We start from the raw sequence: 19,919 nt of genomic DNA, 5'->3' as shown, positions 1-19,919 counted from the left end.
CGGATGCCAGTGTTAGCGAGGTTTCAAGACCATCTGGTCTTTTCCAAGAATGACATCAAACTTGGACAAAAAGGATTGGCCGAGCAAGGCCTGATTGTCGTCGCCCACCGACAGGCCTATGCCGATCCGGACCCGGTTGACCTCTACCGGGCCGATTTGAACGGGGATTCCTTCCACAATGCGCCCCGGCCGGTCGCCATTGGCGGTGCGAAAAACAGTGGAAGTGCCGCCTGTGAGTTGGGCTTGGCGCGCAAAGGTTTCACTCACCGTCACCAGCGAGGCCCCGGTATCCACCAGAAACATCACCTCCCGGCCCTGGATGCGGCCCGGCGCATAAAAATGTCCGTCCAGCGCACGCTGGATGACCAGATCGCCGTTGGCCTGTATCCGGACCTGCTGGGGGCGCAGGTAGTAGGTCATGCCGGCATACAGCAAGCCCATGACCGCGCACCAGAACAGAATGAGCGGAATCAGGCCGGTCTGGCGCGGTGCGGAGGGTGGGGATGCGCTCAAATGGTGGCGACTGAAGGCAGAAAACCGGGCCCGGGTGGCCTCCAGCTGGCGCTCTTTGTCTGTCTCGCGCTGGTGGCTGGGGTCCCCGTCCCGGTCTTCATGGGCCATAGTGGCTTGCTGCGGGCTTAGTTGTAAAAGGCCTCGACCTTGCCCTTGAGCTTGATCAGCAGGGGTTTGCCCTTGCGGTCTACGGTTTTGCCGGCGGGCACTTTGATCCAGCCCTCGCTGACACAGTATTCCTCGACGTCGTTGCGCTCTTTGTCATTGAAGCGGATGCCGATGTCGTGCTGAAAAACGGCCGCCACATGGTGCGGGCTGCGCGGGTCGGCAGAGAGGTGGTCGGGCAGGGTGGGGCGTTCTGTGGTGTTTGTCATGGCCTGTATTTTCTCATTCCCGGGAGCTGGCGCATGCGCTAGGCCCGCACTCTGGCCACAAAAGCAGCAGCCGGCAGCGGTTTGGCAAACAGGTAGCCCTGGTATTGCTCGATGCCCTGGGCCTGCACCCATGCCAGCTGGGCCGGGGTTTCCACCCCTTCAGCCACGATGTGGAGCTGCATCAAGCGGCACATGGAGACGATGAGCTCGGCCACCGGGCGATTGGCCTCGATGTCTTGTACAAAGGTTTTGTCCACCTTCAGCACCTGGATCGGAAACCGGTTCAGATAGGCCAAGTTCGAGTAGCCGGTGCCGAAGTCGTCCACGCTGATCGAGAAGCCCATGCGTCGCAAATCGTCCAGCGTTTCGTGGGTGTGGGGTGCCACGCCGAGCAACATCGATTCGGTGAGCTCCAGCTCCAGCCGCGCGGGTTGCGCCGCAGTGGCGGTGACGATGCGGGCCAAGCGATTCAGCAACTCCGGGTCGCGGAACTGGCGGGGCGAGAGGTTGATGGAAATCTTCAGGTCCAGCCCTTCACGGGCCCACTGCACTTGCTGCCGCGCAGCTTGCTCAAACACCCAGTCGCCCAAGGTATTGATCATGCCGGTGCTCTCGCAGGTGGGAATGAAGGCGTCCGGCCCCACGACGCCGCGCAGCGGGTGGTTCCAGCGGATTAGCGCTTCGGCGCCACGCACCAGGCCGGTCGCAACATCCACGCGGGGCTGGTAGTACAGCTCAAACTCTTCGCGGGTCAGGGCGTGGCGCAGCTCGGTCTCGAGCTCCAGCCGCTGCTGCACCCGCTGCGCCATGGGTAACTCGAAGATGTTGAGCGCGTTGCGGCCGCTCTCTTTGGCGCTGTACATGGCCAGGTCGGCATTGCGCAGCAGGGTGTCCAGCTCCTGGCCGTGTTCGGGGTAAAAGCTCACCCCCACACTGGGGGTGACGATGACTTCGGTGCCATGCAGTTGAATGGGCTGCGCCACGGTGCTGCTCAGGCGCTGGCGCACGCGCTCCACCTCTTCGCGGATGTTGTGCGCCACCATCAGGATGAGGAACTCATCCCCGCCCAGCCGGGCCACCATGTCGCTGCTGCGGGTTATCGTGCGCAGCCGTTCGGCCACTTGTACCAGCAGGGCGTCGCCCGCGGCATGGCCCAGGGTGTCGTTGATGTCTTTGAAGTGGTCCAGGTCGATGTAGATCAGCGCTGCCTCGGTGGCCCCTTCTCCCATGTCGCGCAAGGTGTCGGCAAAGCGCTGCATCACATGGCTGCGGTTGGGCAGGCCGGTCAGGGAGTCGTGCCGCGCCAGGTACTGCGAGTGGTCTTGCGCGTGCTTGATGGCGGTCACATCCACTTCGCTCATCAGCACCGCATCGCGCCCGGTGACCGCATCACGGCACAGGCGCACCGACACCTCGTGCCAGCGCAGGTTGCGGGTGGTGAGGGTGGGCAGGGTCAGTGTGGCTTCACCGTTCAGCTCGAGCATGGCCAGCATGCGCTCCAACGCTTCCATGTCCTGAAACCGCTCGGCCATGCGCATGTTGAGGTTGGGCACCGATTCGCGGGCAGCCGGGTTGCGATACAGCACCCCGCCTTCCCGGTCATAGAGGGTGATCATCACATCGGTGTGCAGCAAGGCTTCTACCGAGCGCAGCGCCTCGGGGCGGTCGGGTTCAATGATGCGGCTTTCGCACAGCATGGCCATGCGCCCGTCCGTCATGTGGATGCCGCTGAGCTGCATATTCATGGAGATGGGCACGCCAGCGGGGTAAATGGTCCACTGCTCGCTGAAGCTGGCGCCGTGCTGCACAAAGTCGCTCTGGTATTGCTTGAGCCGCTTGGCCACTGAGGCCGACATGTCTGCCCCCATGTCGCGGCTGCACAGCTCGAACAGGCTCTCTGCACGCCAGAGGGTGAGCGCGGCATCGTTGGCCCAGTGCACCTGGCTTTGGTCGATATCGAACACCCAGATCGGCAGACTGATGCGCTCCAGCAGGCGAAAGTGCTGCCTGCGTGCTTCCAGCTCTTCGCTTGTCAGCATGGTGATTCCCTGTGGTTGAGGCGCATCTTAGAGGAGGTGCGCTACGTCAACGGGCGGGTAAACACTTTGGAGCGAAGAGCTTGCAAATCCAGCACGCGCAAGCCACCGTATTCGACCCTGATGACGGCTTGCGCCTCCAGGGCGTTGAGGGCTTCATTGACCCGTTGGCGCGAGAGGCCGGCCAGGTACGCCAGCTCCTGCTGGGTGATGCGCAGCACCTCACCCACGCCGGGGTAGAGCACCGGGTTGAAGAGCGAGGCCAGGCTGCGCGCAACCCGGATGTCGGGGTTGGTCATGCGGTCAATTTCTCGGGCGGCTATGAACTGGCCCAGCCGCTCGTTGAGCTGGTTCATCACAAAGCGGTTGAAGGCAATCGAGTGGTCGAGCAGCCAATGAAAAGTGTCCACATGCAGCCCCGCCACCAGACTCTTGCGCAGGGCCTGGATGTTGTAACGGTAGGTCTCGCGCTTGAGGGCGGTGCCCTCACCGAACCAGCCGCCGGGCGGCACGCCGGTGAAGGTCATGGTCTGGCCCTCGGCGTTGTCGCTGCTCATCTTCAGCAGGCCGTCGATCACGCCAAACCAATAGGTCACCGGCCGCCCCATGCGGCACATGTATTCACCGGGCTCAGCCTCGGCAATGCGCAGGTCATCGACTGCGCGCTCCCGGTCGGCAGGGGCCAGCAAATTCAGCCAGGGAATTGCGTCCAGCTCTGCGGGTGTGAGGGGGCGCCGGCGCTGGTGCAGCGTGGCGTCAGTGGAGGATGTGGTGCGTGGGGTGGACATGGTGAAAGCTTCATGGTGCCGGCGTGTAAGTTGCCATTCAGCGAAGGGAAAACACCTACCGAGATTCGCTTGAATTGTCGTCCAAACGACAACTTGGCGTCAAATGCAGTCCTACTATTCGGGTCATATCAAAGTCCGCATCGAGCACACCGCGGGCCATAACGAGGTGACACGCAATGGGTACGCACACGACATTTCCGCAGCTGCTGCTGCAACACGCGAGTCAGCGTCCGCAGGCCGCTGCCATGCGCGAAAAGGAATACGGTATCTGGCAATCACTGAGCTGGGGTGACTTGGCCGTGATGGTGGAGCAGCTGGCGGCCGGACTGCACCAGGCAGGCTTGCAGCGCGGTGACCACATGGTGGTGGTGGGTGCCAACCGCCCCCGCTTGTACGCCACCATGTTGGCCGTGCAAAGCTTGGGCGCTGTGCCTATTCCGCTCTACCAAGACGCTGCCGCTCCCGAGTGCGTGTTCCCGATCAACAACGCCGAAGTGCGCTTTGCCTTTGCCGAAGACCAGGAGCAAGTGGACAAGTTGCTGGAGGTGCGCGAGCAGTGCCCACAGCTCCAGCACATTTACTTTGACGACCCGCGTGGCCTGCGCAACTACGACCAGCCCGGGCTGGCCGGCATGGACGAGTTGCAGGCGGCAGGCAAAGCCTTTGCGGCAATCCACCCAGCTTTCTTCCGGGATGAAGTGGCCAAGATCACGCACACCGACGTGGCAGCCATGTTCTTCACCTCGGGCACTACCGGCAACCCCAAAGGTGTGGTGCATACCCATGACTCTTTGCTCAACCGAGCGCGCGCCGGTGCTGATTTCGACAAGCTCACCAGTGCCGAAGAAGTGCTGGCCTATATGCCACCCGCCTGGATTGGCCAGAACATCTTCAGCTACGCGCAGTGGTTGTCTTGTGGCTATGTGGTGAATTGCCCGGAAAGCAGCGCGACTGCCACTATCGACCTGAAGGAAATCGGGCCGACCTATTACTTTGCGCCGCCCCGGGTGTTTGAGGGCATGCTCACCAGCGTGATGATCCGCATGGAAGACGCGGGCAGCATCAAGCGCAACATGTTCCATTACTTCATGGATGTGGCCAAGCGCGTGGGCCCGGCCCTGATGGATGGGCTGGAGGTGTCGGGTGTTGACCGCGCTTTGTATGCCTTGGGCAATGTGTTTGTTTACGGCCCCTTGCGCAATACGTTGGGCCTCAGCCGCGTGCGGGTGGCTTACACCGCCGGCGAGGCGATCGGCCCTGACCTGTTTACCTTTTACCGCTCGATTGGCATCAACCTCAAGCAGCTCTACGGGTCTACTGAGACGGCGGTGTTTGTGTGCTTGCAGCCCGACAACCAAGCCCGTGCAGACACCGTGGGTGTGCCTTGCGCGGGGGTGGAGATCAAGGTGGCTGATAACGGAGAAATACTGGTCAAGTCGCCCGGACTGCTCAAGGAATACTACAAAAACCCGGCCGCTACTGCCGAGGTGTTGACGTCCGACGGCTGGTACCACACCAGCGATGCGGGCTTTATTGATGCGCAGGGGCACCTGAAGATCATTGACCGCGTGAAAGACGTGGGACGCATCAAAGGCGGTGCATTTGACGGCGCCATGTTTGCGCCCAAATACGTGGAGAACAAACTCAAGTTCTTCCAGCACATTAAGGAAGTGGTGGCCTATGGCGATGGCCGCGACCGGGTGTGTGTGTTGATCAACATCGATTTTGACGCGGTGGGCAACTGGGCCGAGCGCCGCAACTTGCCTTATGCGGGCTATACCGATCTGGCGCAAAAGTCTCAGGTGTATGAGCTGATCAAGGAGTGCGTGGAAAAGGTCAACGCCGACCTGAGTGCCGATGCCCTCTTGGCCGGCAGCCAGATCAGCCGCTTCCTGGTGCTGCACAAAGAGCTGGATGCCGACGATGGCGAACTCACCCGCACCAACAAGGTCCGTCGTGGCTTTATCGCGGACAAATACCAGGTGCTGGTGGATGCCCTGTACGAGGGTAAGAGCACCCAATTCATTGAAACCGTGGTGAAGTTTGAAGACGGCCGCACCGGCAGCGTCAGCGCCACGCTGCGAATCGAAGACACCCAAACCTTCGCCCCCGTAAAGGCTGCAGCATGAGCGAAAAGAAAATCGGCGACGTCATCCTCGACGTCAAAAATATCTCCCTGCGTTTCGGGGGCGTGAAGGCGCTGACCGACATCAGCTTTGATGTGCGCGAACACGAGATCCGCGCCATCATCGGCCCCAACGGCGCGGGCAAGAGTTCGATGCTGAACTGCATCAATGGCGTGTATGCCCCCCAGGAAGGCGCCATTACCTTCCGCGGTCAGCAGTTCAAACACATGGACAGCCACCAAGTGGCCACCATGGGCATTGGCCGCACCTTCCAGAACCTGGCCTTGTTCAAGGGCATGAGCGTGCTGGACAACATCATGTCCGGGCGCAACCTCAAGATCAAAAGCAACATCCTGATGCAGGCCCTGCGCATCGGCCCGGCCGAGCGCGAGGAAATCCAACACCGCGAGGCAGTGGAGCGCATCATCGATTTTCTGGAGATCCAGGCCTACCGCAAAACCCCGGTGGGCCAACTGCCCTACGGCCTGCAAAAGCGGGTCGACTTAGGTCGCGCGCTGGCGATGGAGCCGCAGGTGCTGTTACTCGACGAGCCCATGGCCGGCATGAACGTGGAAGAGAAGCAGGACATGTGCCGCTTCGTGCTGGATGTGAATGACGAGTTCGGCACCACGGTGGTGTTGATTGAGCATGACATGGGCGTGGTGATGGACATCAGCGACCGTGTGGTCGTGCTCGACTACGGCAAAAAAATCGGCGATGGCACCCCCGACGAAGTGCGTAACAACGCCGATGTGATCAGTGCCTACCTCGGCACCAGCCACTGAAGGGAATGGAATCATGGGTTTTTTTCTAGAAACACTGTTTGGCGGCCTCATGGCCGGCATGTTGTATGCCCTGGTGGCGCTGGGCTTTGTGTTGATTTTCAAAGCCTCTGGCGTATTCAACTTCGCACAAGGTGCCATGGTGCTGTTCGCAGCACTGGCGATGGCACGTTTCTCCGTGTGGATCCCCCAGTGGCTGGGGCTGGAGAGCAAGTTCTTGGGTAATTTGCTGGCCTTCTTTGTGTCGGCGATTTTGATGTTCGTCTTGGCGTGGCTTATCGAGCGCCTGGTCTTGCGCCACCTGGTGAACCAGGAGGGGGTGACCTTGCTGATGGCGACCTTGGGTATTACCTACTTCATCGACGGAGCGGGTCAGACCATCTTCGGCAGCGATATTTACAAAATCGATGTGGGCATGCCCAAAGACCCGATCTTCCTGTTTGAGTCGGTATTTGAAGGCGGCGTGCTGGTCAATCAGGAGGACGTGATTGCCGCTGTAGTGGCCGCTGTGCTCGTTGCAGCACTGTCGCTCTTCTTCCAGAAAACCAGCACCGGCCGTGCGCTGCGCGCTGTGGCAGATGACCACCAGGCTGCACAGAGTATCGGCATACCGCTGAACCGCATCTGGGTGATTGTGTGGTGCGTCGCAGGCATTACCGCCTTGGTGGCAGGGATCATTTGGGGTTCCAAGCTCGGGGTTCAGTTTTCGCTGACGACCGTCGCTTTGCGGGCCCTGCCGGTGATTATTTTGGGTGGGCTCACTTCAGTGCCCGGCGCGATTATTGGCGGCTTGATCATCGGCGTCGGTGAGAAGCTGTCCGAGGTATACCTCGGCCCGATGGTGGGCGGCGGTATCGAAATCTGGTTTGCCTATGTGCTGGCGCTGGTATTCCTGCTGTTCCGGCCACAAGGCTTGTTCGGCGAAAAAATCATTGACCGCGTCTAAGGAGCGACTTCATGTTTTACAGAGAGAACGGTCAGTTCAAAACCAGCTACCGCGCTGACCAGCAGATTTTTCCCATCGTGCAAGACCGTTGGGGCCTCTTGGTGCTGTTGGCCATCGCTGTGTTTGTGGTTCCGATGCTGGTCGACGAGTACATGTTTCGTGCGATCTTGATTCCCTTCTTGATCCTGTCCCTGGCCGCTTTGGGTGTGAATGTGCTGGTGGGATATTGCGGGCAGATCTCCCTGGGCTCCGGTGCATTTATGGCGGTGGGTGCCTACATGGCCTACAACACCTATGTCCGTATCGAGGGCGTTCCCTTGATCGTGGCCCTGCTCAGTGGCGGCTTTTTTGCAACCCTGGTCGGCATGTTTTTCGGGATTCCGAGCTTGCGGGTTAAAGGCCTCTATTTGGCAGTAGCGACTTTGGCGGCGCAGTTTTTCTGCGATTGGGCCTTCTTGCGGATTGGCTGGTTTACCAACAACAATGCATCGGGCTCGGTGTCGGTATCCAACCTGTCCATGCTGGGCTGGACGATTGACTCACCCGTCGACAAATACTTGCTGTGCCTGGCCTTCGTGGTGTTGTTCGCCTTGATGACCAAGAACCTGGTGCGCTCTGCGATCGGTCGTGAATGGATGGCCATTCGCGATATGGACGTGGCAGCTGCGGTGATTGGTATTCGCCCGGTGTACGCCAAGCTCAGCGCTTTTGCCGTGAGTTCTTTCATCGTGGGTGTGGCCGGCGCGTTGTGGGGCTTTATCCACTTGGGCTCGTGGGAGCCTGCGGCCTTCTCGATTGATCGCTCGTTTCAGTTGTTGTTCATGGTGATCATCGGCGGCATGGGGTCCATCATGGGGAGCTTCTTCGGGGCCGCATTCATTGTGATCTTGCCCATCTTTTTGAACCAGTTCCTGCCAGCGGTGGGCGACCTGTTCGGCGTCAGCATTTCGACCGCGCTGGTCTCACACACCGAGTACATGGTGTTCGGTGCCTTGATCGTCTGGTTCCTGATTGTGGAGCCGCACGGGCTGGCCAAGCTCTGGTCTATCGGCAAGCAAAAAATGCGTCTTTGGCCTTTCCCGCATTGAGATGTTCAGACATCTCCGTTCTTTGAAAGTCCGGCTTTCCTCTCTCGCTTCAACCAACTTAGGAGACACAACATGAAGCTTCGTCAACTCGCAATCGCCGCCAGTGTGGCTGCCGCCGGGGTGTCCGCTCTGGTGGGTACCTCGTCAGCTTTCGCCCAGGCCAAGGAACAATTTTTTCCTGTGCTGGTGTATCGCACGGGTGCCTATGCGCCGAATGGCGTTCCCTTTGCCAATGGTTATGTGGATTACCTCAAGCTGGTCAACGCGCGCGGTGGCCTCAATGGGGTCAAGCTTTCGTTTGAAGAGTGTGAGACCGGCTATGCCACCGACCGGGGTGTCGAGTGCTACGAGCGTTTGAAAGGCAAGGGCGCCACGGTGTTCCAGCCACTGTCGACCGGCATCACGTTTGCGCTGACCGAGAAGGCTCCCGCGGACAAGATCCCATTGATTACTGCTGGCTACGGTCGCAGTGAATCGGCTGATGGCGGCGTGTTCAAGTGGAACTTTCCTTTGGCCGGCACCTACTGGGTGGCTGCTGACGTGTTGATTCAGCACATCGCCAAAAAAGAAGGGGGCTATGACAAGCTCAAAGGCAAGAAGATTGCCTTGGTTTATCACGACAGCCCATTCGGCAAAGAGCCGATCCCCTTGCTGCAAGAGCGCGCAGCGGCACACGGCTTTACGCTGAGTTTGTTGCCAGTGACCCATCCCGGTGTTGAGCAAAAGGCGACCTGGTTGCAAATCCGTCAAAACCGTCCTGATTACGTGCTGAACTGGGGCTGGGGCGTCATGAACTCCACCGCCCTCAAGGAAGCGCAAGCCACAGGTTACCCACGCGAAAAGATGTATGGCGTCTGGTGGGCCGGCGCAGAGCCTGACGTGAAAGACGTCGGTGAAGGTGCCAAGGGCTACAACGCCGTGATGATGCAGCACGGTGCCGAAACCGGCGCGCCTGTCATTAAAGAGGTCTTGGACAAGCTCCATGGCAAGGGTCAGGGTACCGGACCGAAGGAAGAGGTCGGCCAAGTGCTCTACATGCGCGGAATGATGAGCGCCATGCTGGCTGTGGAAGGCGTGCGCGCTGCCCAGGACCGTTTCGGCAAGGGCAAGGTCATGACCGGAGAGCAAGCACGCTGGGGTTATGAGAACCTGAACCTGACGCAACCCAAATTGGATGCTTTGGGCTTCAAGGGCGTGATGCGCCCGATTTCTACCAGCTGCCAAGACCACATGGGCGCGGCATGGGCGCGTGTTCACACCTGGAACGGCAAGTCTTTCGACTGGACCTCCGATTGGATGCAAGCCGACGACCAGATCATCAAGCCGATGGTGAAGGCCGCAGCGGACAAGTACGCCGCTGAGAAAAAGCTCACACGCCGCGCGGGTAGCGACTGTCAGTCTTGAAAGCACCTCCGTTGACCGCTCACTGCGTGTAGCGGTCCTCCCCCGCCTAGGGGCAACACCTGCGGCCCGGCGTAGCCGGTTCCGCGGTGTTTCTGGAAGGGTGGCTTGCTCCGCTTGCCACTCTCCAGATGAAAGCGCCGTGCATCGGGGCTTTCATCTGGTCAAAAAGGCTGAGTTATGGAACCGAAAAACATCGTTCTCAACGTGAATGGCATTGAGGTCATTTACAACCACGTCATTCTGGTGCTCAAGGGGGTTTCCCTTCAGGTGCCCGAAGGCGGCATTGTGGCCATCCTCGGGGGGAATGGGGCGGGCAAAACCACGACGCTGCGGGCCGTCTCCAACCTGCTGGCCGGAGAGCGTGGCGCAGTCACCAAGGGCAGTATCGAGCTGCGCGGCGAGCGCATCGAAAACCTGAGCCCTGCCGACCTGGTGCAGCGCGGTGTGGTGCAGGTCATGGAGGGGCGGCACTGTTTTGCCCACCTGACGATCGAGGAAAACTTACTCACCGGTGGTTACACCCGCAAGAGCAAGGCCGAGGTGGCGGCCAACCTCGAGAAGGTTTACAACTACTTCCCCCGCCTCAAGACCCGCCGCACCAGCCAGGCGGCCTATACCTCGGGTGGTGAGCAACAGATGTGCGCCATTGGCCGCGCGCTGATGGCCAACCCCAGCATGGTGTTGCTGGATGAGCCTTCGATGGGCCTGGCGCCACAGATCGTGGAAGAGGTGTTTGAGATCGTGAAAGACCTCAACGCCAAAGAGAAGGTCACATTTTTGCTGGCCGAGCAAAACACCAACATGGCACTGAAGTACGCCGATTACGGCTACATCATGGAAAGCGGCCGTGTGGTGATGGACGGCGCGGCCGCTGACCTGCGCAGCAATGAAGACGTCAAGGAGTTCTACCTCGGGGTGGGCGGCGGCGAGCGCAAGAGCTTCAAAGACGTCAAGAGCTACAAACGCCGCAAGCGTTGGCTGGCCTGAAATTTATAAGAAATATGGTGCTGGCGCTCATGAAATAAGCGCAAGTAGCTACTGATTTAATAGCAAAAATGCCGACGGAGTGCTTATGACCCCTGCCTACGACGCCCTGGAAACCCGTTCGCAGGCCGAGCGCCATGCGGCCCACATGGCAGCCCTGCCCCGGCAAGTAGCCCACGCACAGCAGCACAGCCCCGCATTTGCGGCGCTGCTACAAGGGGTCGATGCCGGCACCATCGTCAACCGCGAGGCGCTGGCGCGCTTGCCGGTCACCCGCAAGTCAGAGCTGCAAGCGCTGCAGCAATCGGCGCGTGCGCAAGCGGGCAATGTGTTTGGCGGCTTCAGCACCATTGGATTTGGTGCCGCCATGCGCCGAGTGTTTGCGAGCCCGGGTCCGATTTATGAGCCCGAAGGCACCGCGCCTGACTACTGGCGCATGGCGCGCGCTATCTATGCAGCGGGCTTTCGCCCCGGTGAGTTGATTCACAACAGTTTCAGCTACCACTTTGTGCCTGCCGGCTCGATGATGGAAACCGGCGCCCATGCCTTGGGGTGCACCGTGTTTCCCGGTGGCACAGGTCAGACTGAGCAGCAGGTGCAGGCGATGGCCGAGCTGCAGCCCGCCGGCTATATCGGTACCCCCAGCTTTTTGAAAATCATTCTGGAAAAGGCCTTGGAGATGAGCGTGGCGCTCCCCAGCGTGACCAAAGCCATGTTTGGCGGCGAGGCCTATCCACCGTCGTTGCGCGACTGGTTCACGGCCCATGGCGTCGATGGCTTTCAGTGCTACGCCACTGCAGACCTCGGGCTGATTGCGTACGAGACCCGTGCCCGCGAAGGCTTGGTGCTGGATGAGCAGGTGATTGTCGAGATCGTCCGGCCCGGCACGGGCGATCCTGTGCCTGAGGGCGAAGTAGGGGAGTTGGTGGTGACCAGCTTGAACCCGGACTACCCCCTGATACGGTTTGGTACCGGCGATTTGTCAGCCGTGCTGAGTGGACCATGCCCGACGGGGCGCACCAACACCCGAATCAAGGGCTGGATGGGGCGTGCGGACCAGACCACCAAAGTGCGCGGCATGTTCGTGCACCCCAAACAGATCGACGAAGTGGTCAAGCGTTTCCCGGAGGTTGGCAAGGCGCGCCTGGTGGTCAGCGGTGAAATGGCCAATGACCGGATGACCTTGATGCTTGAAGTCGACGGCTCGCACGAGGGCTTGGCCCAGCGCGTGGCAGACGCGGTACGGGATGTCACCAAACTGCGGGGAGACGTCATCCTCGTGAGCCCGGGAAGCCTCGCCAACGATGGCAAAGTGATTGAAGACGCCCGTACGTATCAGTAACGGTTGTGGCCGCTTTGCCTGTACCGAGGGTTTTCCCGAGCTGTTGAACACCACAGTTACAAGGTTTTTCAAGTCCCGCTAAATTGGGGCCGGCAAATCTAGGGGCCTTAGAAAGACCCCGTGACTTGAGTGCTTCCCGCATGACAGAGCGCAACAGTGCGCGATAAACTGAGATTCCACAACTGGAGACAAACCGATGAAAAAATTACTCGTTGCAACCGCAGCCATGCTGTCCGTATCTGCCTTCGCGCAGGCTTACCCCGCCAAGCCCATCACCATCGTGGTGCCGTTTGCTGCAGGTGGTCCTACCGATCGCGTGGCACGTGACCTGAGCGAATCGCTGCGCAAGCAGCTGGGTGACGTCAGCATCATCATCGACAACTCCGCAGGCGCCGGAAGCTCCATCGGCACCAGCAAAGTGGCCAAGGCGGCACCGGATGGCTATACCTTGTTGTTGAATCACATCGCGATGGGCACTATGCCCGGTTTGCTGCGCAATATGCCTTTCAAGGTCGAGTCTGACTTTGAGTACCTCGGCATGATCAATGACGTGCCCATGACCTTGATCGGCAAGCCCGACCTGCCAGCCAAGTCCTACAAAGAGTTGACAACCTGGATCGGCCAGAACGTCGGCAAAATCAACCTGGGCAACGCCGGTGTTGGCTCTGCCTCTCACCTGTGCGGCTTGCTGTTCCAGAACGCCGTCAAAGTGGACATGACCACCGTGCCTTACAAAGGTACTGCCCCGGCCATGACCGACCTGATTGGTGGCCAGATTGATCTGATGTGCGATCAGACCACCAACACCACCGCGCAAATTGAAGGCAAAAAAGTGACTGCTTATGCAGTGACTACCTCCAAGCCCCTCACGACAGCAGCCCTCAAGACACTGCCCACCTTGCAAAGCCAAGGCTTGAGCAACTTTGAAGTGACGATCTGGCACGGCCTGTATGCCCCCAAAGGCACACCTGCTGATATTCAGACCAAGCTGAACTCTGCACTGAAGGCCGCGTTGAAAGACCCTGAGTTCATCAAAAAGCAAGAAGCGCTGGGCGCAGTGGTAGTGACTGACAAGCGTGTCGAACCCGCTGAGCACAAAAAGTTTGTGGCTGCTGAAATCGCCAAGTGGACACCGATCATCAAGGCCGCAGGCGTCTACGCCGACTAAGCGGCTCGCACTGGTGCGTTTGATTCAGTCGCAGGGTCAAACGCCCCAAGTAATGTCTTTGCCTGCTGCCAGGCAGCGGCGGGCCATATCCAGCAAGGGTGTGGCTCGCTGACGCAAACTCACCCCTTCTGGTGTTGCGGCTTCTTCCCCTTTTTCTTGTGCTTCTAGTGCCGCCTGAATGCGGTGTGCCTCTTCTTTGGCAATGGCCTCCTCGACGGCGCTGATGGCCGCAGGCATGTCCGCCGCGAGCAAAATCCCCTTGCGCAGGCTGTCTTCGTCTGTGCGACCCCAGAGGGTCAGAATCTGCCGGCCATTGGGTTCCAGCATGATGACGTCGCTGGCTACTTTAGATTTGAATTTGTAGAGCATGGCAGGGTCCGCAGTAGTTCTATGATGTGGTTGACTGCGATTGCAGCAACTACAGCATACTGACAAGAGGAGCATCCGTGGCGGACATACACATACTGCGCGAACACAGCCTGGGCTTTGAGGCTGCCCGCAAGATTGCCTTTGAGTGGGCGGAACAGGCCGAACAGGAGTTCGACATGGAGTGCACCTATGTCGAGGGCGATGGCTTGGATGAAGTGATCTTCAAGCGCTCAGGGGTGAGCGGCATGCTGCAGGTGAGCGAAGCCAAGTTTGAACTCAGCGCCAAACTGGGCTTTTTGCTGGGTGCATTCAAAGAGAAGATTGAAGGCGAGATTGTCAAAAACCTCGATCAACTGCTTAAGCCCAAAGCTGCCACGAAAGCAGCGACCAAGGCAGCCACCAAAGCGGTGGCGAAAAAAAGTAGCGCAAGCGCTACTTTTTTAATAGCAAATCCCGCATATTCTGCGGGCGCTACTGGCTGAATTAGCTCAAAGACTCGATCAAATCGATGTACTGTTGCATGGCGTCATCGTTGCTGATGCCTTTGAATCCATTCCAGGCATCCCACTTGGCGCGTCCCACCATGTCGGCGAAACCGGGTTTCTTTTCGGTGTTGTCACCGGCAGTTGCTTGCTTGTAAAGCGCGTAGATTTTCAAGAGCGTGCCGTTGTCTGGGCGCTCGCTCAAATTTTTGGAATTGGCAACAGCGGCTTCAAAAGCGGCTTTCAAATCGGCCATGGTTTTCTCCGTTCGGTGAGATGCAAGAAACTAGGGGAACACCCGATGCATGCAGGTGCCTGACCCGTATCTTAAGCGGCGTTTTACCCCCAGAATAGGCAGCTTCCCCCACACGTGTTCTGTTCGGAGAAACCATGGTCACCCGAGTTATTGCCAAGAAGGTTGCAAGCAAGGCCCGCAGCACGATCGCTGAAACAGTAGCACCGGTCGCCCCGGTGGCCAAAAGTGTGACGCGCCGTGCCCGCAAAGCCGCCGGCACCGTGCAGAAAAATGTGGCGGATGCCGTTGTGGGTACTCTTGGCTTGCAGGGCGAACGCATGTCCAAGGTCGATACCGCATGGTTGCGCATGGACTCCAGTGCCAACTTGATGATGATTGTGGGCGTGTGGGTAACCAAGCCGGGCCTGCCCTTGGCGGACCTCAAGCTGCGCGTCGAAGAGCGCTTGCTCAAGTACCCTCGATTCAAGCAGCGGGTGGTGGAAGACGCGGCCGGCGCGACGTGGGTGGAGGACGCCGATTTTCAGCTCGATCGCCATGTGGTCACCGAAACCTTGGCGAAGAAACCCCGGGGACGTGAGCAGGAGGCTTTGCAAGAGCGTCTTGCCGCCTTGACGATGGAGCCCTTGGATCGTGACCGCCCCTTGTGGCAGTTTCATTTGGTCGAGAACTACAAGGGCGGCTCTGCCCTGATGGTGCGGATTCACCACTGCATTGCAGATGGCATTGCCCTGATCTCGGTGACCCAGTCTCTGGTGGATGGCGGTAGCCCGCCGCCCCAACGCCGCAGCAAGGCGGCACGTGCCCAAGGGATGGATGGCGCAGAAGAATGGCTGAGCGACGCGCTGCTCAAGCCCTTGACCCATCTGGCAGTCAAAGCACTAGGTGCCGCCGGGGATGGCGCGGTGAAGTCCATGTCTTTGTTGATGGAGCCGCAAAAGGGCGTGGAGTCGGGCATGCACAGCTCGGTCGACATGGCGAAGATGGCCTACCAGGTCGTGAGCGACTTGGCGGCATTGGCCCTGATGCCGGACGATTCGCCCACGCGCCTCAAGGGGCAGCCCGGCAATGCCAAGCGGGTGGCTTGGTGTGCGCCACTTCCACTGGAGGAGGTGAAAGCCGTAGGCAAGGCCTTGAATTGCTCCATCAATGATGTGTTGCTGAGCTGCGTGGCAGGCGCCATTGGTGCCTATTTGCGTGAGCAAGGTGATGCCGTGGGCGGCAAGGAAATCCGGGCGATGGTGCCGGTGAATTTGCGACCGCTGGAGCATGCCTACAAGCTGGGCAACCAGTTCGGGCTTGCGCCTTTGGTGCTGCCAATCGGCCTGGATAACCCGGTTGAGCGGGTGTACGAGGTGCGTGCCCGCATGCGCGGCCTCAAAGGCAGTATGCAGCCACTGTTGGCCTTCGGATTGTTGGCAGTGGCTGGTTTGTTGATCAAGCCGGCGCAGGATGCCTTGCTGAGCTTGTTCTCGAAAAAGACTACGGCCGTGATGACCAATGTGCCCGGCCCTCGGGAGAAACTCAAAATCTGCGGCTCTACGATCGAGGAAAACCTGTTCTGGGTGCCCCAGAGCGGGTCCGTCGGCTTGGGCGTTTCTATTTTGAGTTACGGGGGCGGTGTGCAGTTCGGCGTCGTGACGGATGCCACGCTGTGCCCGGATCCCCAAAAAATCATTGACCAGTTTGAGCCGGAGTTTGCCAAGCTGTCGGTATTGACCTTGATGCTGCCCTGGGGCGAGTGATCAGTCTGCGAGTTCGGCCTGTATCTGCAGCACGCCCAAGTGCTCCATGGCGTCTCTGGGGCTGACTGCTGCGGCGCGCGCATAGAGTTCCATTGCTTCGGCCTCGTGGGCCTCCGGATCGAGCATCAGCAAGCCGCGTGCGTATTCGGACAGGGCCAAGGGCGCGTGGGGTATCAGGGCCATGCCTGCGCGAAAGTGCCGAATCGCAACGTCAGGGTGGGCACCGTAGGTGATGTTGCCAATCATCGCTCCGACCTTGTCAATCACCTCCGCATGAAAAGTGCCCAGCGCGAGGTGGGCATCTGCATGCAGCGCTTGCAATCCAATCGCCGTTTCAAACGCTTTTTTTATCTTTTCACCATGCCCTTGAGCAAGGGCTTGGGCCACACTGGTACCTTGGCTGTAGCGACCCAGTGCATAGCCATAAAAGTAATGCGCGTTCGGGTTGTGCGGCTCCTGGTTGATCTGCCGGAGTGCCCGCTCCGCCGTGTCGCAATACAGCTTGAGCCGGGTGGTTTCACTGGGTTCCAGAAAGTCCGCATGGATCAGGCAAGCCTTATTGGCCACGGTGACGCCGGCATGACCCAGCAAGCGACCCGCATGAAATGCTGCCTCAAACTCCCCGCGGTGGAACAGCGCCCATGCTGACAATAGGTCAGGGTCGGAGGGCAGGGGCTCTGCATCGCCGGCGTGCAGTGCGGCCCAATGCACCGGTAAATTGACGGCATCCAATGCACGCAGGTGCACATACGGATAAGGTTGCCAGTCGAGCGCCCCCAGCATCAAGGCGCCTGGTACGCACCGCTGAGTTGCAGCAAGTGGTTGCGTTGTTGGACTTGCAGGTACGGTACCAGGAGGTTGAGCACATGTTGGCCACCACGCAAGAGCGCCGCTTGGGCACTTGCGGGCTCCAGTGCGTTGCGGGGGTCACGCACATATTCAAAGCTCAACCAATACGTCAGCACCACCACCATGCTGGTGGCTGTGGGCTCCATTTCGCGGATGTCCATTTGCAGGGATCCGGTGCGCGCCATGCACTCCAGCATCGCGCGGATGGAGCGGGTCTTGTTCTTCAAAACGCTTTGAAAATGGGTCTCAAGGCGGCGATTTTTGCTGAGCAAGTCATTCAAATCGCGGTACAGGAAACGGTACTGCCAAATCAGCTCGAACAGCGTGTGCATGAAGAACCATGCGTCTTCCACGTCGCGGACATTGTCACTGGCGTTCAACAGTTCGTTCAGCGCACGCTCGTACCGGTCAAAGAGCGAGTTGATCAGCTCGTCTTTGGCTGGATAGTGGTAGTACAGGTTGCCAGGGCTGATGCCCAGCTCGGCAGAAATCAGGGTGGTCGAGACGTTGGGCTCACCAAAGCGGTTGAACAGCTCCAGGGTGGTTTCCAGAATCCGCTCAGCGGTGCGTCGGGGCGCTTTTTTAACCATGGGTCAGTGCCTCAACATAGTCTTGTGGTGAACCACTTGCGATAGATCTTCCATAACGCCCTCCAATGTACCCAAAGCTTGGCCCCAGCGTGACGCTGGTGGGCTCGGTGCGATCAGTTGGCGTGTGTTGTCGTTGAGTATCGGTAAATTCAAAGTGATGCCATGGCGGAGTAGTTGTTCCGACAGGCGAGAGCGTTGGGCGCGTAGCAGGGCGCGCGTCTGTTGATACGCGTGCTCGGCCAGCTGCCGGCGTTGTGCGTAGCTGAATGTGTTGGCGAGGTACAGCTCCGGGTCGCGGTGGTCCGGCTCCAGCAGGACGATATCGGTGTGCGGGTAGGCGTGGGCATAGTGCTTCATGCCCAACTCCATGCGGGAGTGGATCATCGAGCGAAAGGTCTGACTCATCACGGAGGGCAGGCCCCCGTCCACCATGCGGGGAATGGGGCGGCTTCCCCTGGAAGCGCCTGCCGCGTCTGGCCCATGGGCTTGTGGCGAACTCGCATCGAAGGGCACTAAAGGGTTGAGACACAAGAGCAAATCCGCACCCTGCTCCAAGGCCACCGAGGCGTGCATGGTCTTTTTCATCGCGCCGTCGACGTAGTACTGATCGTCAATGACGACGGGCGGAAACAAGCCAGGCAGCGCAGAGCTTGCCTGAACTGCTTTGGAGATCGGTACATGGTCCCAGCCGCTGCTGCCGAATGCGACGGCCTGTGCACTATCGAGTTGCGTGGCTACCAGTGTGAGTTTGCAGGTGAGTTGGCGGAAGTCATTCGTTCTTCCCGGTTTGCTGAACAAACGCGCGAGTTGTGTATCGATCTGTCGATTGGAGAAAACACCGGTCGGCAGCGCGGGTGCCATGCGCTCAATCGCCTGTACCAAAGAGGCGCGACCGCGGAGCATGTCCCAGCCGATGGCACCCATCAGCCCCGGTACCAGGAGGCCGCGGCGCAAAAACTCGCCATAGGCGGGTTCCATCAGCCACGAGGGATCGAAGTAATCACCCGAGCGCGGGTCATTTTCAATAAAAGAGGCACAAAGCTGCCGCGGAGTCATTCCGTTGGCCAGCGCCGCAGCAATAAATCCCCCCGCAGAGACCCCGACATAGTGATCCAGTTGGTTGAGGTCGATGCCCCCCAGGCCCTCTTCCAGGGCGCACAGCGCACCTATTTCATAGATGGCGCCTAGCGGACCGCCGCCGGCCAGGGCCATGGCGATTCTGGGGCGGGTGCGTTGTGGTGCCTTCATGCGGTGCAGTGTAGTGTTTGGAAAGGGGTTTTAATGCTGCGCTGCAACAGGTGGCCGGACGTGAAAGAGGGCGCTTGTGCGCCCTCTTTCTTTCAACCTTGTGGCCGGGTGGTATTTATTCGCTGGCCTTGGTAGCGGCCGGAGTGGCGGACGCTTTTTTGGCAGCTGCGCGTGGAGCGCGTGCTTTCTTGGCGGGAGCCGGCTTGCTGGTTGCCGCGGAAGGCGCCACTTTTTTGGCAGCCGCCTTTTTCTTCAGTGGTGTTGCCGGTGAGCTGCTTGCAGCTTTGCCTGTGGATGACTTGGATTGCGCGGACAGCTGTTGAACCGCATGGTTCAGTGCATCAATGCGCTCGATAAGCGATGTCACTTCTTTGGCAGACGGGACGCCGAGTTTGTGGAGCGCTTTCGCCACGCGCTCTTCAAAAATGTTTTCCAGCTTGTCCCACTGTCCGGTTGCCTTGCTGCTGATATCGGTGGCCATGGTGGACATTTTTGCAGTGGCTTCATTGATTTTGTCTTCTGCCGCAGCTTGGGTTTTGCGCTGAATACTGACGCCTTCTTTCACCAGGGCTTCGAATGCTTTGCTTCCCTCTGCTTGGGCGCGGGTGAATGCCCCGAGGCCCGCTTGCCAGATCTGTTGTGCAGAGTCCTTGACGGATGCCGACAAGGGGCTGCCGGCGGCAGGGGCGGGTTTGTTTTTCTGAATTTTCTTGACCATGAGAGCTCCTCTTTTGAGTGTGACGTGCAGCAAGGGTGGGTGTCTCCACTTGCGTGGGAATGACTCTAAGCGCTGAACCCGCGGGTGTGTAGATGGCTTCCACTAAGAAGCACG

Annotated in this window: 20 protein-coding genes; 10 read left to right on the top strand and 10 right to left on the bottom strand. The window is 59.4% G+C overall.

Annotated features, from left to right (window positions below):
• Positions 1–12: 12 nt before the first annotated feature.
• From RAE21_RS13415 to RAE21_RS13400, 4 genes are read right to left on the bottom strand one after another with little or no spacing between them, the layout of a single operon-like run.
• Complete coding sequence (locus RAE21_RS13415) at positions 13–621, bottom strand: retropepsin-like aspartic protease family protein (RefSeq protein WP_313881786.1); 609 nt, start codon at positions 619–621, stop codon at positions 13–15.
• A gap of 17 nt (positions 622–638) precedes the next feature.
• Positions 639–887 carry a DUF3297 family protein gene (locus tag RAE21_RS13410; protein WP_313881785.1) on the bottom strand — a complete coding sequence of 83 codons (249 nt, stop codon included), beginning with the start codon at positions 885–887 and terminating at the stop codon, positions 639–641.
• Positions 888–925: 38 nt separating this feature from the next.
• Positions 926–2,926 (bottom strand): putative bifunctional diguanylate cyclase/phosphodiesterase, encoded by a 2,001-nt coding sequence (locus RAE21_RS13405; protein WP_313881784.1) that lies wholly within the window; start codon positions 2,924–2,926, stop codon positions 926–928.
• A 41-nt stretch (positions 2,927–2,967) separates the two neighbouring features.
• The gene (locus tag RAE21_RS13400; protein WP_313881783.1) at positions 2,968–3,711 is read right to left on the bottom strand and encodes a Crp/Fnr family transcriptional regulator; all 744 of its coding nucleotides are present in this window, start codon (positions 3,709–3,711) and stop codon (positions 2,968–2,970) included.
• A 176-nt stretch (positions 3,712–3,887) separates the two neighbouring features.
• On the opposite strand from RAE21_RS13400, the gene RAE21_RS13395 reads away from it, so the two are divergent.
• The 8 genes from RAE21_RS13395 to RAE21_RS13360 all read left to right on the top strand — a co-directional run bounded on the left by RAE21_RS13395 (position 3,888) and on the right by RAE21_RS13360 (position 13,551).
• Positions 3,888–5,840: an AMP-dependent synthetase/ligase gene (locus RAE21_RS13395; RefSeq protein ID WP_313881782.1), complete on the top strand. Its 1,953-nt coding sequence runs from the start codon at positions 3,888–3,890 to the stop codon at positions 5,838–5,840.
• On the top strand, positions 5,837–6,622 hold the full coding sequence (locus RAE21_RS13390) for an ABC transporter ATP-binding protein (RefSeq protein ID WP_313875013.1): 786 nt from the start codon (positions 5,837–5,839) through the stop codon (positions 6,620–6,622). The genes RAE21_RS13395 and RAE21_RS13390 overlap by 4 nt, the downstream gene beginning before the upstream one ends.
• Before the next feature lie 13 nt (positions 6,623–6,635).
• Positions 6,636–7,565, top strand: a complete 930-nt coding sequence (locus tag RAE21_RS13385; protein ID WP_313875014.1) for a branched-chain amino acid ABC transporter permease — start codon at positions 6,636–6,638, stop codon at positions 7,563–7,565.
• An 11-nt stretch (positions 7,566–7,576) separates the two neighbouring features.
• A complete protein-coding gene (locus RAE21_RS13380) occupies positions 7,577–8,653 on the top strand; it encodes a branched-chain amino acid ABC transporter permease (protein WP_313881781.1) in 1,077 nt (358 codons plus the stop codon).
• A gap of 72 nt (positions 8,654–8,725) precedes the next feature.
• A complete protein-coding gene (locus RAE21_RS13375; protein WP_313881780.1) occupies positions 8,726–10,057 on the top strand; it encodes an ABC transporter substrate-binding protein in 1,332 nt (443 codons plus the stop codon).
• 177 nt (positions 10,058–10,234) lie between these two features.
• The gene (locus RAE21_RS13370; RefSeq protein WP_142809266.1) at positions 10,235–11,044 is read left to right on the top strand and encodes an ABC transporter ATP-binding protein; all 810 of its coding nucleotides are present in this window, start codon (positions 10,235–10,237) and stop codon (positions 11,042–11,044) included.
• A gap of 85 nt (positions 11,045–11,129) precedes the next feature.
• Positions 11,130–12,383, top strand: coding sequence for a phenylacetate--CoA ligase family protein (locus RAE21_RS13365; protein WP_313881779.1), 1,254 nt, complete (start codon positions 11,130–11,132; stop codon positions 12,381–12,383).
• A gap of 196 nt (positions 12,384–12,579) precedes the next feature.
• A complete protein-coding gene (locus RAE21_RS13360) occupies positions 12,580–13,551 on the top strand; it encodes a tripartite tricarboxylate transporter substrate-binding protein (protein WP_313881778.1) in 972 nt (323 codons plus the stop codon).
• Positions 13,552–13,587: 36 nt separating this feature from the next.
• Here the strand turns inward: RAE21_RS13360 and RAE21_RS13355 are convergent, their stop codons facing one another.
• Positions 13,588–13,920: a DUF1840 domain-containing protein gene (locus RAE21_RS13355; RefSeq protein WP_313881776.1), complete on the bottom strand. Its 333-nt coding sequence runs from the start codon at positions 13,918–13,920 to the stop codon at positions 13,588–13,590.
• 77 nt (positions 13,921–13,997) lie between these two features.
• Between RAE21_RS13355 and RAE21_RS13350 the strand changes: the two genes are divergently transcribed.
• Positions 13,998–14,402 carry a polyhydroxyalkanoic acid system family protein gene (locus RAE21_RS13350; RefSeq protein ID WP_313881775.1) on the top strand — a complete coding sequence of 135 codons (405 nt, stop codon included), beginning with the start codon at positions 13,998–14,000 and terminating at the stop codon, positions 14,400–14,402.
• A 1-nt stretch (position 14,403) separates the two neighbouring features.
• Here RAE21_RS13350 and RAE21_RS13345 read toward each other — a convergent pair whose 3' ends face one another.
• Positions 14,404–14,658: an acyl-CoA-binding protein gene (locus tag RAE21_RS13345; protein WP_296509626.1), complete on the bottom strand. Its 255-nt coding sequence runs from the start codon at positions 14,656–14,658 to the stop codon at positions 14,404–14,406.
• 134 nt (positions 14,659–14,792) lie between these two features.
• Between RAE21_RS13345 and RAE21_RS13340 the strand changes: the two genes are divergently transcribed.
• Positions 14,793–16,400 (top strand): wax ester/triacylglycerol synthase family O-acyltransferase, encoded by a 1,608-nt coding sequence (locus tag RAE21_RS13340; protein ID WP_313881774.1) that lies wholly within the window; start codon positions 14,793–14,795, stop codon positions 16,398–16,400.
• Here the strand turns inward: RAE21_RS13340 and RAE21_RS13335 are convergent, their stop codons facing one another.
• The 4 genes from RAE21_RS13335 to RAE21_RS13320 all read right to left on the bottom strand — a co-directional run bounded on the left by RAE21_RS13335 (position 16,401) and on the right by RAE21_RS13320 (position 19,805).
• Positions 16,401–17,183 (bottom strand): tetratricopeptide repeat protein, encoded by a 783-nt coding sequence (locus RAE21_RS13335; RefSeq protein WP_313881772.1) that lies wholly within the window; start codon positions 17,181–17,183, stop codon positions 16,401–16,403.
• A complete protein-coding gene (locus RAE21_RS13330; RefSeq protein WP_313875023.1) occupies positions 17,183–17,839 on the bottom strand; it encodes a TetR/AcrR family transcriptional regulator in 657 nt (218 codons plus the stop codon). The genes RAE21_RS13335 and RAE21_RS13330 overlap by 1 nt, the downstream gene beginning before the upstream one ends.
• Positions 17,840–17,842: 3 nt before the next feature.
• Positions 17,843–19,087, bottom strand: a complete 1,245-nt coding sequence (locus RAE21_RS13325) for a patatin-like phospholipase family protein (protein ID WP_313881770.1) — start codon at positions 19,085–19,087, stop codon at positions 17,843–17,845.
• Positions 19,088–19,202: 115 nt separating this feature from the next.
• Positions 19,203–19,805, bottom strand: a complete 603-nt coding sequence (locus RAE21_RS13320; RefSeq protein WP_313881769.1) for a phasin family protein — start codon at positions 19,803–19,805, stop codon at positions 19,203–19,205.
• Positions 19,806–19,919 lie beyond the last annotated feature (114 nt).

It is taken from the genome of Rhodoferax potami (genome assembly GCF_032193765.1).
GTDB classification, from domain to species: Bacteria; Pseudomonadota; Gammaproteobacteria; order Burkholderiales; family Burkholderiaceae_C; genus Allorhodoferax; species Allorhodoferax potami.
This window is presented reverse-complemented; position numbering and strand designations above follow the sequence as displayed.

Excerpts from the sequence above, each read along its gene's own strand:
- RAE21_RS13415 (WP_313881786.1), bottom strand. The coding sequence starts at position 621 with ATGGCCCATGAAGACCGGGACGGGGACCCCAGCCACCAGCGCGAGACA.
- RAE21_RS13410 (WP_313881785.1), bottom strand. The coding sequence starts at position 887 with ATGACAAACACCACAGAACGCCCCACCCTGCCCGACCACCTCTCTGCC.
- RAE21_RS13405 (WP_313881784.1), bottom strand. The coding sequence starts at position 2,926 with ATGCTGACAAGCGAAGAGCTGGAAGCACGCAGGCAGCACTTTCGCCTG.
- RAE21_RS13400 (WP_313881783.1), bottom strand. The coding sequence starts at position 3,711 with ATGTCCACCCCACGCACCACATCCTCCACTGACGCCACGCTGCACCAG.
- RAE21_RS13395 (WP_313881782.1), top strand. The coding sequence starts at position 3,888 with ATGGGTACGCACACGACATTTCCGCAGCTGCTGCTGCAACACGCGAGT.
- RAE21_RS13390 (WP_313875013.1), top strand. The coding sequence starts at position 5,837 with ATGAGCGAAAAGAAAATCGGCGACGTCATCCTCGACGTCAAAAATATC.
- RAE21_RS13385 (WP_313875014.1), top strand. The coding sequence starts at position 6,636 with ATGGGTTTTTTTCTAGAAACACTGTTTGGCGGCCTCATGGCCGGCATG.
- RAE21_RS13380 (WP_313881781.1), top strand. The coding sequence starts at position 7,577 with ATGTTTTACAGAGAGAACGGTCAGTTCAAAACCAGCTACCGCGCTGAC.
- RAE21_RS13375 (WP_313881780.1), top strand. The coding sequence starts at position 8,726 with ATGAAGCTTCGTCAACTCGCAATCGCCGCCAGTGTGGCTGCCGCCGGG.
- RAE21_RS13370 (WP_142809266.1), top strand. The coding sequence starts at position 10,235 with ATGGAACCGAAAAACATCGTTCTCAACGTGAATGGCATTGAGGTCATT.
- RAE21_RS13365 (WP_313881779.1), top strand. The coding sequence starts at position 11,130 with ATGACCCCTGCCTACGACGCCCTGGAAACCCGTTCGCAGGCCGAGCGC.
- RAE21_RS13360 (WP_313881778.1), top strand. The coding sequence starts at position 12,580 with ATGAAAAAATTACTCGTTGCAACCGCAGCCATGCTGTCCGTATCTGCC.
- RAE21_RS13355 (WP_313881776.1), bottom strand. The coding sequence starts at position 13,920 with ATGCTCTACAAATTCAAATCTAAAGTAGCCAGCGACGTCATCATGCTG.
- RAE21_RS13345 (WP_296509626.1), bottom strand. The coding sequence starts at position 14,658 with ATGGCCGATTTGAAAGCCGCTTTTGAAGCCGCTGTTGCCAATTCCAAA.
- RAE21_RS13340 (WP_313881774.1), top strand. The coding sequence starts at position 14,793 with ATGGTCACCCGAGTTATTGCCAAGAAGGTTGCAAGCAAGGCCCGCAGC.
- RAE21_RS13335 (WP_313881772.1), bottom strand. The coding sequence starts at position 17,183 with ATGCTGGGGGCGCTCGACTGGCAACCTTATCCGTATGTGCACCTGCGT.
- RAE21_RS13330 (WP_313875023.1), bottom strand. The coding sequence starts at position 17,839 with ATGGTTAAAAAAGCGCCCCGACGCACCGCTGAGCGGATTCTGGAAACC.
- RAE21_RS13325 (WP_313881770.1), bottom strand. The coding sequence starts at position 19,087 with ATGAAGGCACCACAACGCACCCGCCCCAGAATCGCCATGGCCCTGGCC.
- RAE21_RS13320 (WP_313881769.1), bottom strand. The coding sequence starts at position 19,805 with ATGGTCAAGAAAATTCAGAAAAACAAACCCGCCCCTGCCGCCGGCAGC.